The sequence below is a fragment of the Pseudomonas sp. FP1740 genome (assembly GCF_030687165.1).
Classification (GTDB): domain Bacteria; phylum Pseudomonadota; class Gammaproteobacteria; order Pseudomonadales; family Pseudomonadaceae; genus Aquipseudomonas.
Window position 1 is genome coordinate 3718558 of record NZ_CP117461.1, and the last position, 15359, is coordinate 3733916.

The window sequence follows — 15359 nt, forward strand, 5'->3', positions numbered from 1 at the left end:
ACCGTAATTGCTCAGGAGAACGTCATGACTATTCGCGAGCAAAATTCATCGCTAACGAGCGATCCAACCGCCCTCAACTTAACATCGATTACGGCCAACGCTCTGAGCGTGACGCCCGGCGCAAACGTTACGCTGGATGAAACGGCTGGGTTGCAGAACCTCACCGCCACGCCAACCCCCGCAGGAGACGCTGATGACAACGACATTCTGCTGGCGTCTCTGCCCTCCGCCTTCTCTACCCGTTTGACCGCACTGGGAGCAGGCACCGCAACGGGTGCGGCCTTGAGTGGCTATACCGGTGCCGTGGGCGACACCGGCAGCAATGCGTTCACCCTCACCGACCCGTCCGGCATTACCGATATCAGATTCGTCGACAGCACTGGCGCACCGCTCAATGGCGTGGACAGCGGGCTGGATACTCTCGATGGCACCAGCATCCTTCTCTATACCGATACGAACGACAACAACATCGTTGTGGGCCGAGCCGGGGCCGCAGATGGCGCGATCGTGTTCGCGGCCTATATTGAAGAAACCGGATCGCCAGTCTCGGGCGCCAAGATCTGGACCGTGGAATACCAACCGCTCAAGCATCCAGATGCGACGAACCCCGATGATTCGCTCAATCTGCAGGATAAGGTGTTCGTCGGAGTCAGTCAGGACCTGGGATTCAGCCTGGCCGGTGCGCCCTCCGGTCAGAACCTCTTCCTGATGTTCACGAAAGCGAACCCGACAACTGAAGTTATCAATGGTGTCACACGGATCACCGATCCCTCCATCATCGCCACCGGTAAGGACCCCGCAGACCAGTCAAGTGGCGCCAACATAAACACTGGCGACACGATCAATACCAGCCAGGGCGGTGGCCCGACCACCATCGGCACCAATAACCAGATGATTACGGAACAGGAAGGTATCCGCTTTTCGTTCGTCACGGGTGCCCGGCAGGATGTGACCGTTCCCAACCTTAGCCAGACCGAAGCCGATGTTGAATCCAACATCGACTTTACCGGTGTCTACAATTCGACATCGGCCAATTTTGACATCGTGCAGTTGCAAAGCGGCAAGAGTGCGGTGGTAAAAATCAGCGCATTCAACACCGCAGCTGAACCTGGCGCGAATTTCGTCAACGGCTATGCGAATGACACGCCGGTTGCCATCACCAATGTTCAAGTCATCAACAATAGTACCGGGCTGGTGATCGAAAATTCCGACGGTTCGGTGAATGATCCGACCATCACCATCAGCTTTACGGGTGGGGTTGCAACACTCACCGGCATTAAAGCCGGCTACCAGATTGAATACACCACGACATCGGATCACAACCGCGTACTCATCGAGAACGGCGCGGCCCTCGACGCCAGAGGCGATAACCACGCCGATTTTGATATCGGCGGCTTCTCGCTGCGCCAAGCCTCCACCTCGATCGCCGAAATCGGCTCCAAGATGATCTTCGAGGACGACGGGCCGAGCGTCAGTGCGGCCGGCACGGAACCAACGCTGATCGTGGACGAAACGGTGCTGACCACCGACGCCACCCAGAATTTTGCCGCCAACTTCAGCTCGGCGTTTGGCGCTGATGGCGCGGGCACATTGACCTACGCGCTGGGCGTGGTCGCGGGCGGCTCCGGGCTGACCGATACGGCCACCGGTGAGGCCGTCAACCTGTCGCTCAACGGCACCGTAGTCGAAGGCCGCACGGCCACCACCAACCTGCTGGTGTTCACGGTCAGCGTCGCCGCCAACGGTGACGTCACCCTCGACCAGCTGCGGGCCGTGGTGCATCCCGACGCGACCAATCCGGATGATTCAACGAGCCTGACCTCGGACAATCTGGTGACGTTGACCGCCACCATCACCGACAAGGACGGCGACAGTGCCCATGCCACACTGAACATCGGCCAGAACCTGGTGTTCAAGGATGACGGACCGAGCATCAGCACCACCGGCAGCGAGCCAACGCTGACGGTCGACGAAACGGTGCTGACCACCGACGCCACCCAGAGTTTCGCGGCTAACTTCAGCTCGGCATTTGGCGCCGACGGTGCGGGTACGCTGACCTATGCACTGGGCGTGGTAGCCGGTGCCTCCGGGCTGACGGATACGGCCACCGGTGAGGCAGTCAACCTGTCGCTCAACGGCACCGTGGTCGAAGGCCGAACAGCCACCACCAACCTGCTGGTGTTCACAGTCAGCGTCGCCGCCAACGGTGACGTCACCCTCGACCAGCAACGGGCCGTAGTGCATCCCGACCCTACCAACCCGGATGATTCGACGAGTCTGACCTCGGACAATCTGGTGACCCTGACCGCCACCATCACCGACAAGGATGGCGACAGCGCTCATGCCACGCTGAACATCGGCCAGAACCTGGTGTTCAAGGATGACGGGCCCAGCATCAGCACCACCGGCAGCGAGCCAACGCTGACGGTCGACGAAACGGTGCTGACCACCGACGCCACCCAGAGTTTCGCGGCTAACTTCACCTCGGCATTTGGCGCTGACGGTGCAGGCACGCTGACCTATGCGCTGGGCGTGGTCGCCGGTGCCTCCGGGCTGACGGATACGGCCACCGGTGAGGCAGTCAACCTGTCGCTCAACGGCACCGTGGTCGAAGGCCGAACAGCCACCACCAACCTGCTGGTGTTCACCGTCAGCGTCGCCGCCAACGGTGACGTCACTCTCGACCAGCAACGGGCCGTGGTACATCCCGATGCGACCAACCCGGATGATTCGACGAGTCTGACCTCGGACAATCTGGTGACCCTGACCGCCACCATCACCGACAAGGATGGCGACAGCGCTCATGCCACGCTGAACATCGGCCAGAACCTGGTGTTCAAGGACGATGGACCCAGCATCAGCACCACCGGCACGGAGCCAACCCTGACGGTCGATGAAACGGTACTGACCACCGACGCAACCCAGAGTTTCGCGGCTAACTTCAGCTCGGCATTTGGCGCCGACGGTGCGGGTACGCTGACCTATGCGTTGGGCGTGACTGCCGGCCCGTCGGGGCTGACGGATACAGCCACCGGTGAAGCGGTCAACCTGTCGCTCAACGGCACCGTGGTCGAAGGCCGCACCGCCACCACCAACCTGCTGGTGTTCACCGTTAGCGTGGCGGCTAATGGCGACGTCACCCTCGACCAGCAACGGGCCGTCGTGCATCCCGATCCAACCAATCCGGATGATTCGACCAGTCTGACCTCGGACAATCTGGTGACCCTGACGGCCACCATCACCGACAAGGATGGCGACAGCGCTCATGCCACGCTGAACATCGGCCAGAACCTGGTGTTCAAGGACGACGGGCCAAGCATCAGCACCACCGGCACGGAGCCAACGCTGACGGTCGATGAAACGGTGCTGGCGACCAACGACACCCAGAGCTTTACCGCCAACTTCAGCTCGGCATTTGGCGCTGACGGTGCGGGTACGCTGACCTATGCACTGGGCGTGGTCGCGGGCGGTTCCGGGCTGACCGATACCGCTACCGGCCAAGCGGTGAATTTGTCGCTTAACGGTACAGTCGTGGAAGGCCGCACGGCGATTAGCAACGATCTGGTATTCACGGTCAGCGTCGCCGCCAATGGTGATGTCACCCTCGACCAGATCCGCGCCGTGGTGCATCCCGATGCGACCAACCCGGATGATTCGACGAGCCTGACCTCGGACAACCTGGTAACGCTGACCGCCACCATCACCGACAAGGACGGCGACAGTGCCCATGCCACCCTGAACATCGGCCAGAACCTGGTGTTCAAGGATGACGGGCCAAGCATCAGCACCACCGGCACGGAGCCAACGTTGACAGTGGACGAAACGGTGCTGGCGACCAACGACACCCAGAGCTTTACCGCCAACTTCAGTTCGGCATTTGGCGCCGATGGGGCCGGCACGCTGACCTATGCACTGGGTGTGGTAGCGGGCGGCTCCGGGCTGACGGATACCGCCACTGGTGAGGCCGTCAACCTGTCACTCAACGGCTCCGTGGTCGAAGGCCGTACGGCCACCACCAACCTGCTGGTGTTCACTGTCAGTGTCGCCGCCAACGGCGACGTCACCCTCGACCAGCAACGAGCCATAGTGCATCCAGACCCAACCAATCCGGATGATTCGAAGACGCTGACCTCGGACAATCTGGTGACCCTGACCGCCACCATCACCGACAAGGATGGCGACAGTGCCCATGCGACACTGAACATCGGCCAGAACCTGGTGTTCAAGGACGACGGGCCAAGCATCAGCACCACCGGCACGGAGCCAACCCTGACGGTTGACGAAACGGTACTGACGACCGACGACACTCAGAACTTCGCGGCGAACTTCACTTCGGCGTTTGGCGCCGACGGTGCCGGTACGCTGACCTATGCACTGGGCGTGGTGGCCGGAGGCTCCGGACTGACGGATACGGCCACTGGTGAGGCCGTCAACCTGTCGCTCAACGGCAGCGTGGTCGAAGGCCGCACGGCCATCACCAACCTGCTGGTGTTCACGGCTAGCGTGGCTGCCAACGGTGACGTCACCCTCGACCAACTCCGGGCGGTGGTGCATCCCGACCCAACCAATCCGGATGATTCGAAGACGCTGAGCTCGGACAATCTGGTGACTCTGACCGCCACCATCACCGACAAGGACGGCGACAGCGCCCATGCGACCCTCAACATCGGCCAGAACCTGGTGTTCAAGGACGACGGTCCATCACTCGCGTTTGGCAACCTGATCGGAACCGGTAGCATCCTCCCACAACAGGGATACTGGGATCATACAACCGGAGCCGACGGACTGGGTGCAACAGGTCTGGATATTTCGTTGGTGAATAACCAATTCACCCTCGTCAGGCCAGACAACACGACCACCACCGGCACCGGCACGCTCACCGAGCAATCGCCCTCACCGGACCTCAACGGCGCGTTCCACTTCGCTGGGACTCTGACCGGTGATTTCGACAACAACGCCGCCACCGCGAATACCACCGTTGACTACACGCTGACCGCCTTTGCCAATGGCACCTATGCCCTGGACCTGGTGCAAGGCTTCAGTTCCGAGATCGTGCTCAGCAGCGCCGACGGCTCGCTCAGTGCCGGCGGCCCGGACCCGGTGCGCACATTGTTGATCCCGCCGCAGAATCCGCCGACGATTCCTTCACCATCTGAGGAGATTGTGTTCTTTTCCGCAAAAGCAACGGCGTCGACAGCGGACATCCTGACTGGCATCGGGCTCGGGGCTCCCGACCCCACTGAAGCCCAGCTACAGACCAACCCTCTGCCGTCGTACATCGACCCGAGGGCCATGAACGTCAGTACATCCGGCATCGGCGTCGCCAATAACCTGTTCCAGGGAGACAACCTGGCGGCCATCAGTGCTGCCGATGAAAGCTTCGTGATCAATCCGGAAAGCCTGCTGACGAGCATGAAGGTCTTCATCGACAACTCCGTGGGGGGGTACAACACGGCGACCGAGGACCTGTACTACAGGGCCTTCTATGAGGATGGCACGTTCTCGAACCTGATCGAGGTGAACACCGTGACGCCGGAGGCCGGTGGACAGGTGTCCTTCGTCATTCAGAGCGATGGCACGAACCTGATCGACGCGGTTCAGCTCACGATGGCCCGGGGCGAGATCAAGATCCCGACGATCCAGTTCACTCACGAGACCGAGAGCCTGGCCAGCGATGTCAAGCTGGCGTTCAACGCGACGCTGACGGACAAGGATGGGGACTCGGCGACGAGTACGTTCGACGCCAACCTGTTCGCCAACGACTTGGGCACCACCTTCGATTTCACGCTGGTGGGCACGAGCGGTGAGCGGGATGCCTTCAACGTTGATTTGTCATTCATCCAAAACAAGTACCAGGTCACCGGCTTCGATGCGAGCGCAGGGCTGCGAGACACGCTGGTGCTCAATGGCGACCAGAGCGCCGTTGTGCAGTCGATCGACAACAGCGGCGCGGACAGCATCGTGACGGTTGCCGAAACGGGCGGACAAATCACGACCATCACCTTGGTCGGGGTTGATCTGCTGAATACCGACATAGTCCATGGCAGCGCCTGAGGCGGCGCGTGCGTAAAAGGATGCGAGGGTGGTGCAAACCACCCTCGCATTTTTTTGCAGTTCCAATACCAGATCCGCACGGATCGCATTCGTTGTGAGCGCTCGAGCACCACAAGGCTTGAACGCGGCCCCCCTGCGGCGAAGACGGCTAGTCTGAAACTCCCACCCCGCGTGGGAGTTTCGGCTGATGTGCAATCCGCGGCGCTTCTCCATAGTTGCGACCAAAGGTCAACGGTCAGGCCTCGATGACCGCAACTACCCAGGAACAAGTTATGACTACTGTCGAGCAAAATTCATCGCTGCCGAGCGATCCGACCTCCCTCTACACTTCGACCCTCGACCCATCGCTGACAACGTCGATTACGACCAACGCGCTGAGTGTCGTGGCCTCCGGCGCGAACGTTACGCTGGACGAAACGGCCGGGCTGCAGAACGCCACTGCTACTTCAGGCTCTGCAGGAGACGCTGACGACAACGACATTCTGCTGGGCTCCCTGCCCTCGACTTTCTCTACCCGTTTGACCGCACTGGGTGCAGGTACCGCAACGGGTGCGGCCTTGAGTGGCTATACCGGTGCCGCGGGCAATACCGGCAGCAATGCGTTCAGCGTCAGTGCCGACCCCGGTGCAACCATTACCAATATCAGCTTCGTCGACAGCACCGGCGCACCGCTCAATGGTGTGGACAGCGGACTGGACACCCTCGATGGCACCAGCATCCTTCTCTATACCGATACGAGCAACGACAACATCCTGGTGGGCCGAGCCGGGAGCGCAACCGGCGCAATCGTGTTCGCGGCCTATATCGAAGAAACCGGATCGCCGGTCTCAGGCGGCAAAATCTGGACCGTGGAGTACCAACCGATCAAGCATCTGAACGCCAGCAATCCCGACGATGCGCTCAATCTGCTGAATAAGGTGTTCGTCGGAGCCAGTCAGGACGCGGAATTCAGTCTGGCCGGTGTGCCCTCCGGTGCGAACCTCTTCCTGATGTTCACGAAGGCGAACCCGACCGTGGTCGATGACGCGGGTGTCTTGCGGATCACCGATCCCACCATCATCGCCACCGGCAAGGATCCCGCAGACCAGTCAAGCGGCGCCAATATCAACACTGGCGACACGATCATCACCAGCCAGGCGGCCAGCCCGACTACCTTCGGCACCAACAACCAGATGATTACGGAACAGGAAGGCATCCGCTTTTCGTTCGTCACCGGTGCCCGGCAGGATATGACCATTCCCAACCTGGATCAGAACGAAGCCGATATTGAAGCCAATATCGACTTTACCAACGTCTTCAATGCGAAGGCGGCCAGTTTTGACGTCGTGCAGTTGCAAAGCGGCAAGAGTGCCGTGGTAAAGATCAGCGCATTCAGCACCGCTGCCGAACCTGGCGTGAATTTCATCAACGGCTATGCAAATGATACGTCGGTGGCCATCACCAACGTTCGCGTCATCAACATCAGCACCGGCCAGGTGATCGAGAATTCAGACGGCTCGGTGAATGACCCGGCCATTACCATCAGCCTTACCGGTGGGGTTGCAACACTCACCGGCATCAAAGCCGGCTACCAGATTGAATACACCACAGCCTCGGATCACAACCGCGTACTCGTCGAGAACGGGGCGGCCCTCGACGCCAAGGGCACTAGCCACGCCGACTTTGATGTTGGTGGTTTCACGCTGCTCCAAGCCTCCATTTCGAAAACCGAAATCGGCTCCAAGATGATCTTCGAAGACGACGGGCCGAGCATCAGCACCACCGGCACCGAACCGACCCTGACGGTGGACGAAACGGCACTGGCGACCAACGCCACCCAGAGCTTTGCCGCCAACTTCACCTCAGCGTTTGGCGCTGACGGTGCGGGTACGCTGACCTATGCGTTGGGTGTGGTGGCAGGAGGCTCCGGGTTGACCGACACGGCGACCGGTGAGGCCGTCAACCTGTCGCTCAATGGCGCTGTAGTGGAAGGCCGCACAGCCACCACCAACCTGCTGGTGTTCACCGTCAGCGTCGCCGCCAACGGTGATGTAACCCTCGACCAGATCCGCGCCGTGGTGCATCCCGATGCCACCAATCCGGATGATTCGAAGACGCTGACCTCGGACACTCTGGTGACGCTGACGGCGACCAAGACCGATGGGGACGGCGACAGCGCCCAGGCCACCCTCAACATCGGGCAGAACCTGGTGTTCAAGGACGATGGGCCAAGCATCAGCACCACCGGCACGGAACCGACCCTGACGGTGGACGAAACGGTGCTGGCCACCAACGCCACCCAGAGCTTTGCGTCCAACTTCAGCTCGGCGTTTGGCGCCGACGGGGCCGGTACCCTGACCTACACACTGGGTGTGGTGGTCGGTGCCTCCGGGCTGACCGACACCGCCACCGGTGAAGCAGTCAACCTGTCACTCAACGGCGGCGTGGTCGAAGGCCGCACGGCCACCACCAACCTGCTGGTGTTCACCGCCAGCGTCGCCGCCAACGGTGACGTCACCCTCGACCAGCAACGGGCCGTGGTCCATCCCGTCACGACCAATCCGGATGATTCGAAGACACTGTCGGCGGACAACCTGGTGACCCTGACCGCGACCAAGACCGACAAGGACGGCGACAGCGCCCAGGCCACCCTCAACATCGGGCAGAACCTGGTGTTCAAGGACGACGGACCGAGCATCAGCACCACCGGCACGGAACCGACCCTGACGGTGGATGAAACAGTACTGGCCACCAACGCCACCCAGAGCTTTGCCGCCAACTTCACCTCGGCGTTTGGCGCCGATGGGGCCGGCACGCTGACCTATGCGCTGGGCGTGGTGGCGGGTGCCTCCGGGCTGACCGACACGGCCACCGGCCAAGCGGTGAATTTGTCGGTTAACGGCGGCGTGGTCGAAGGCCGCACGGCGACGAGCAACGATCTGGTATTCACAGTCAGCGTCGCGGCCAATGGCGACGTCACCCTCGACCAGATCCGAGCCGTGGTGCATCCCGACGCCACCAATCCCGATGACTCGAAGACCCTGACCTCGGACACTCTGGTGACGCTGACGGCAACCAAAACCGACAAGGATGGCGACAGCGCCCAGGCCACCCTCAACATCGGGCAGAACCTGGTGTTCAAGGATGACGGACCGAGCATCAGCACCACCGGCACGGAACCGACCCTGACGGTGGACGAAACGGTGCTGGCGACCAACGCCACCCAAAGCTTTGCCGCCAACTTCACCTCGGCGTTTGGTGCTGATGGCGCGGGCACACTGACCTACGCGCTGGGCGTGGTGGCCGGTGGCTCCGGGCTGACCGACACCGCCACCGGTGAAGCGGTGAATTTGTCGCTCAACGGCACCGTGGTGGAAGGCCGCACCGCCACCACCAATCTGCTGGTGTTCACGGTCAGCGTCGCCGCCAACGGTGACGTCACCCTCGACCAGCAACGGGCGGTGGTGCATCCCGACGCGACCAACCCCGATGACTCGAAGAGCCTGACCTCGGACACTCTGGTGACCCTGACCGCCACCAAGACCGACAAGGATGGCGACAGCGCCCAGGCCACCCTCAACATCGGCCAGAACCTGGTGTTCAAGGACGACGGACCGAGCATCAGCACCACCGGCACGGAACCGACCCTGACGGTGGATGAAACAGTACTGGCCACCAACGCCACCCAGAGCTTTGCCGCCAACTTCAGCTCGGCGTTTGGCGCTGACGGGGCCGGTACGCTGACCTATGCGCTGGGCGTGGTGGCGGGTGGCTCCGGCCTGACCGACACGGCCACCGGTGAGGCCGTCAACCTGTCGCTCAACGGCGCCGTAGTGGAAGGCCGCACCGCCACCACCCACCTGCTGGTGTTCACCGTCAGCGTCGCCGCCAACGGTGACGTCACCCTCGACCAGATCCGCGCTGTGGTGCATCCCGACGCGACCAATCCGGATGATTCGAAGAGCCTGACCTCGGACACTCTGGTGACCCTGACGGCAACCAAAACCGACAAGGATGGCGACAGCGCCCAGGCCACCCTCAACATCGGCCAGAACCTGGTGTTCAAGGATGACGGACCGAGCATCAGCACCACCGGCACCGAGCCGACGCTAACGGTGGACGAAACGGTGCTGGCGACCAACGACACCCAGAGCTTCGCCGCCAACTTCAGCTCGGCGTATGGTGCTGATGGCGCGGGCACATTGACCTATGCGCTGGGCGTGGTCGCGGGCGCCTCAGGGCTGGTGGACACGGCCACCGGCCAAGCGGTGAATTTGTCGCTTAACGGCGCCGTGGTGGAGGGCCGCACCGCGACGAGCAACGATCTGGTGTTCACGGTCAGCGTCGCCGCCAATGGCGACGTCACCCTCGACCAGCTCCGCGCCGTGGTGCATTCCATCACGACCAATCCCGATGATTCGAAGACCCTGACCTCAGACAATCTGGTGACCCTGACGGCAACCATCACCGACAAGGACGGCGACAGCGCCCATACGAGCCTCAATATCGGCCAGAACCTGGTGTTCAAGGACGACGGACCGAGCATCAGCACCACTGGCACGGAACCAACCCTGACAGTCGACGAAACCGTGCTGGCGACCAACGATACCAAGAGCTTTGCGGCCAACTTCACCTCGGCGTTTGGTGCCGATGGTGCGGGCACCCTGACCTATGCCCTGGGCGTGGTGGTGGGGGCCTCCGGGCTGACCGACACGGCCAGCGGCCAGGCAGTCAACCTGTCGCTCAACGGCGGCGTGGTGGAAGGCCGTACGGCCACCAGCAACCTGCTGGTGTTCACGGTCAGCGTCGCCGCCAATGGCGACGTCACCCTCGACCAACTCCGCGCCGTGGTGCATCCCGACGCGACCAATCCGGATGATTCGAAAACGCTGTCGGCGGACAACCTGGTGACGCTGATAGCGACCAAGACCGATGGAGACGGCGACAGCGCCCAGGCGACCCTCAATATCGGGCAAAACCTGGTATTCGAGGACGACGGCCCTACACTCGCCTTCGGCAACCTCATCGGCACCGGTAGCATCCTTCCACAACAGGGGTACTGGGATAATTCCGCCGGAGCCGACGGGCTGGGGGCCACCGGTCTGGATATTTCGTTGGTGAATAACCAGTTCACCCTCGTCCGGCCAGACAACACGACCACCACTGGGACCGGCACGCTCACCGAGCAGTCGCCTTCACCGGACGCCAACGGCGCGTACCACTTCGCAGGCACGTTGACCGGCGACTTCGACAACAACGCCTCCACGGCAAATACCAGCGTCGACTACACGCTGACCGCCTATAACAATGGCACCTATACACTGGACCTGGTGCAAGGCTTCAGTTCGACGATCGTGCTCAGCAGTGCCGACGGTTCGCTCAGTGCCGGCGGCCCGGATCCCGTGCGCACCTTGCTGATCCCAACGCAGGATCCGCCAACGATTCCTTCGCCATCCGAGGAGATTGTGTTCTTTTCCGCGAAAGCGACGGCGACGACCGAAGACATCCTGACCGGCATCGGGGTCGGGAAACCCGACCCCACCGAAGCCCAGCTACAGACTACCCCCCTGCCCTCGTACATCGACTCGGCGGCCATGAACGTCAGCACGTCCGGCATCGGCGTCGGCAATAACCTTCTCCAGGGAGACAACCTGGCGGCCATCAGCACTGCCGATGAAAGTTTCGTGATCAATCCGGAGAGCCTGCTGACGGGGATGAAGGTCTTCATCGACAACTCCGTGGCGGGGTACAACACGGCGACCGAGGACCTGTACTACCGGATCTACTACGAGGATGGCTCGTTCTCGAACCTCACCGAGGTGAACACCCTGACACCGGAGGCCGGCGGACAGGTGTCCTTCCTCATTCAGAAGCAAGGCGCGTTGCTGATTGACGCGGTTCAGCTCACGATGGGCCGAGGCGAGATCAAGATCCCGGTGATCCAGTTCATTCAGCAGACCGAGAACCTGGCCAGCGATGTCAAGCTGGCGTTCAACGCGACGCTGACGGACAAGGATGGTGACGCGGCGACGAGTACATTCGACGCCAACCTGTTCGCCAACGACTTGGGCACCACCTTCGACTTCACGCTGGCCGGTACGGCCGGTGAGCGGGATGCCTTCAACGTCGATTTGTCATTCACCCAGAACAAGTACCAGGTCACCGGCTTCGATGCGAGCGCAGGGCTGCGCGACACACTGGTGCTCAACGGCGACCAGGGCTCCGTTGTGCAGTCGATCGACAACAGCGGCGCCAACAGCATCGTGACGATTGCCGAAACGGGCGGACAAATCACGACCATCACCTTGGTCGGGGTCGATCTGCTGAGTACCGACATTGTCCATGGCAGCGCCTGAGGTGGCGCGCGCGTAAAAAAATGCGAGGGTGGTGGAAACCACCCTCGCATTGCTTGCAGTTCTGATATGAGATCCACGGACGGCGACACCGTGACGGCCAGGGCGCCCCCAGGAAATTCAGCGCAGTTGCACCCAAGTGGACTCGGGCGGTTCTTCGTTGTTGGTGAGCCCGTGCTTCTGTGCGTATATCAGCAAGTCGATCCGGTTAACGAGATTAAGCTTTTGATAAATGTTACTGAGGTGATTGTGCACGGTGTGCTCGCTGATACCCAGGCGCCCGGCGATGCACATGTATTTGGCAGACGGATCCCCCACGATGGCGCGAATCAGTTCCCTTTCGCGCAGCGTCAGCCGCGCCTGTTTCGCCTGCTCCGAATTGCATTTCAAAGGTATATGCCCGGTCGCGGCATAGTCGGAAAGCCCACCGACCCAGGCTCTATCCAGCCCGATGTCACGATGGTGGACCTGGATGATAGCCCGGATGATCGATTCTGTCGGGTCTTCCGCCAGCACGACGCCGCGTGCGCCCGCCTCTATCGCCTGGGCAACGGGGACGGTTTCGTACAGACTCTTGAGCACCAGCACTTTGATTTCGGCGCTGCGGGCGAGTCCCGCGATAACCGCCAACGGATTCAACGCATCCGGAAAGAAACTGAAAAAAATGACATCGGGACGCAACTGATCGGCAAGATCCAGCGCTTTGGTATAGGTAGTGGCCTGGCCGCTCACTTCCATCTGAGGCTTACGGGTATTGATCAAGTCTTGAAGGCCCATAAGAACAAGAGGACGACAGTCGATCAGCATCACGCTTATTGGTTTTATTTGGGTCGTCATTACCGTCCTGACTCCCTTGAAAAGTGGACAATGGCCTCCACCTACTGGCCCTCCTGGATCAGCAGATCACTCATCTGGCCACCGCAATTGAAGGACCGATGCGAGCACCGACAGACCTCGACGGTTCCCACCCGGATATTCGGCCCTGGGGACACTTCCACCAGTTACACCGGCAGGGTTTGCGGACACTCCCAAAAGCCGGGCAAAGCCATCGAGAAAATAAAAATAGGAATAATCATCAATAAGTTGCGCATGATGATGTTCTCCCAGGAGCCGCTCAACTGAGTCTAGGCCAGCCTAGCGTTCTGCCAGCCCACCCATCTGCCAGTCGTCGACTCAGCCTCATACGAATAGCCCCCCGATGTGCCCGAGAGAGGCCATCACCTCTAGGAAATCAAGGTCTTAGGCTCGACGCAGACAACCTGCGGGCAACGTTGAACTCATTCAAAATCGTCAATTAACCGACGAGTGGTGTGCGAATAAGCGCACAAGCAACGCTGGCGTCAATTTATCGGCGAATTCTGATCATGAACAAGCCCGGCCTTGACGAAACAAGCACATTGCACGGGCCGCCTCCATTCTGTGAACGTGTTGGTGCATGAAGGCCCGGGCCTCGTTGAACTCGGCACTGCTGTGTATTTCCGGGTCACCAGATCGCTTGCAGGACATGCATTGAGCTACCCGCCTGACGGTGGGCTCGCTTCAACGGTGCCCTTGTCGGGATGGGTATATACAGCCGGTATGGCGGGGCAGTATCAGGGGGATGTGAGTTTTTGGCTGGAGCTGCGGGGGCTCAGCCAGGCATTGACGTTTTCGACACTCTCGACAGGCGGCTTGCCCGCCCAGCGATTGAGCGTGAAAACATTGGTGACGAAGTCGTATTGCGTCTTGAGCAGATCACGACGAGCCCGGAATTCGTTGCGTACGCTGGTCAGTACATCGACAGCATTGACCATTCCGTAACTGAGCCCTTTCTCTGCCGCCACTCTGGACAGCTGTGCCGAGGCCAGGGCATGCCGGCTCGCACTGATCTTTTCTGCGCTCGAGTTGGCGGTCAGGTAAGCGGTGGTGATCTCCTTGACCACCTGCCGCTGGACTGCTTCCAGTTGCTGCTCCGCCACAATCTGATCCTGGTAGAGCCCCCGCACCCGCGCCGAGGTTGAGCCACCGCTGTATATCGGCACTTGCACGCCAATACCAGCGACATAACTGTCGGTACGCGGCGCCAGGGAGTTGTTGTAGCCCTCGTTGGTCTGTTGCGCGCTCAGAGACAGGCTAACGGTCGGATAGTGCCCGCCCTTGCCGCCGCGTAACGCAGCGCCTGCGGCCTCGACACCACTTTCGTTGGCCTTGAGCGCCGGGTTTTGCGCTATACCCTCGCGGACCCACGTTTCAAGACTCTGCGTCGACACCTGTAGTTGCACGTCATCGCGAATCCGGTTGAGCTTCTCCTTGACCGGCCGGCCGACGATCTCCGCCAGTGCCTCGCGGGTGATACTGGCCTGGTTCTGGGCATCCAGCTCCTGCGCCGCCAGCAAATCGACCCGGGCCTTGAGGTCGAGCTGATCGGTAATCATTGCCAGCTGCTTTTCGTACAACGCATTGACCCTGTCCAGGCTCTTTTGCGTGGTTTGACGCTCCGCCTTTACCAACTCCAGTTCATCCTCGGCCGCCAACGCGGCGAAGTAACGCTGGGCTAGATCCACTGTGGCCTCGGCCTGGGCCTCCTGCGCTTCTGATTCGGTTTGCTTGGCCAGGCTTTTGAATCTTTGGTAGTTCTCCCACGCGGCCTTGTTGTAGAGGTACTGACGCAGCACCAGGCTGTAGATTTCGCTATCGTAACTGCGCTGCACCAGGTCGCTCTCCTGATGAATCCGGTTCTGCCCGGCGTTGAGCGATATCTGTGGTAACAGCGAGCCCAGGGCCTCGCGTTGATGTTCCTCGCCCGCCTTCGCTCGCGCATACGAGGCCAACACTCGCGGATCTTCCAGCCGGGCCTCGCGATACAACTGCATGAGGTCAGTGGAGTACGTCGAGGCACTGACCCCGGTCGGCTTTGCTTCAGTGGTTTGCGCCAGAACGGCACCCGCGGCAAACATGAACGCCCCGCCCAGCAGAACTGTCGACGCTCGCATG

The 15359-nt window shown here is 61.0% G+C and carries 4 protein-coding genes; 2 read left to right on the forward strand and 2 right to left on the reverse strand.

Annotated elements, in window-relative coordinates; genetic code table 11:
- Positions 1 to 24 precede the first annotated feature (24 nt).
- Both PSH69_RS16705 and PSH69_RS16710 read left to right on the forward strand, forming a co-directional pair.
- Positions 25 to 6054, forward strand: a complete 6030-nt coding sequence (locus PSH69_RS16705; RefSeq protein ID WP_305409133.1) for a DUF5801 repeats-in-toxin domain-containing protein — start codon at positions 25 to 27, stop codon at positions 6052 to 6054.
- A 272-nt stretch (positions 6055 to 6326) separates the two neighbouring features.
- The gene (locus PSH69_RS16710) at positions 6327 to 12389 is read left to right on the forward strand and encodes a DUF5801 repeats-in-toxin domain-containing protein (protein ID WP_305409134.1); all 6063 of its coding nucleotides are present in this window, start codon (positions 6327 to 6329) and stop codon (positions 12387 to 12389) included.
- Between the two features lie 117 nt (positions 12390 to 12506).
- On the opposite strand, the gene PSH69_RS16715 is transcribed toward PSH69_RS16710, so the two are convergent.
- Positions 12507 to 13223 carry a LuxR C-terminal-related transcriptional regulator gene (locus tag PSH69_RS16715; protein ID WP_305409135.1) on the reverse strand — a complete coding sequence of 239 codons (717 nt, stop codon included), beginning with the start codon at positions 13221 to 13223 and terminating at the stop codon, positions 12507 to 12509.
- 755 nt (positions 13224 to 13978) lie between these two features.
- The gene (locus PSH69_RS16720) at positions 13979 to 15358 is read right to left on the reverse strand and encodes a TolC family outer membrane protein (RefSeq protein WP_204125042.1); all 1380 of its coding nucleotides are present in this window, start codon (positions 15356 to 15358) and stop codon (positions 13979 to 13981) included.
- Between the last annotated feature and the right edge of the window lies 1 nt (position 15359).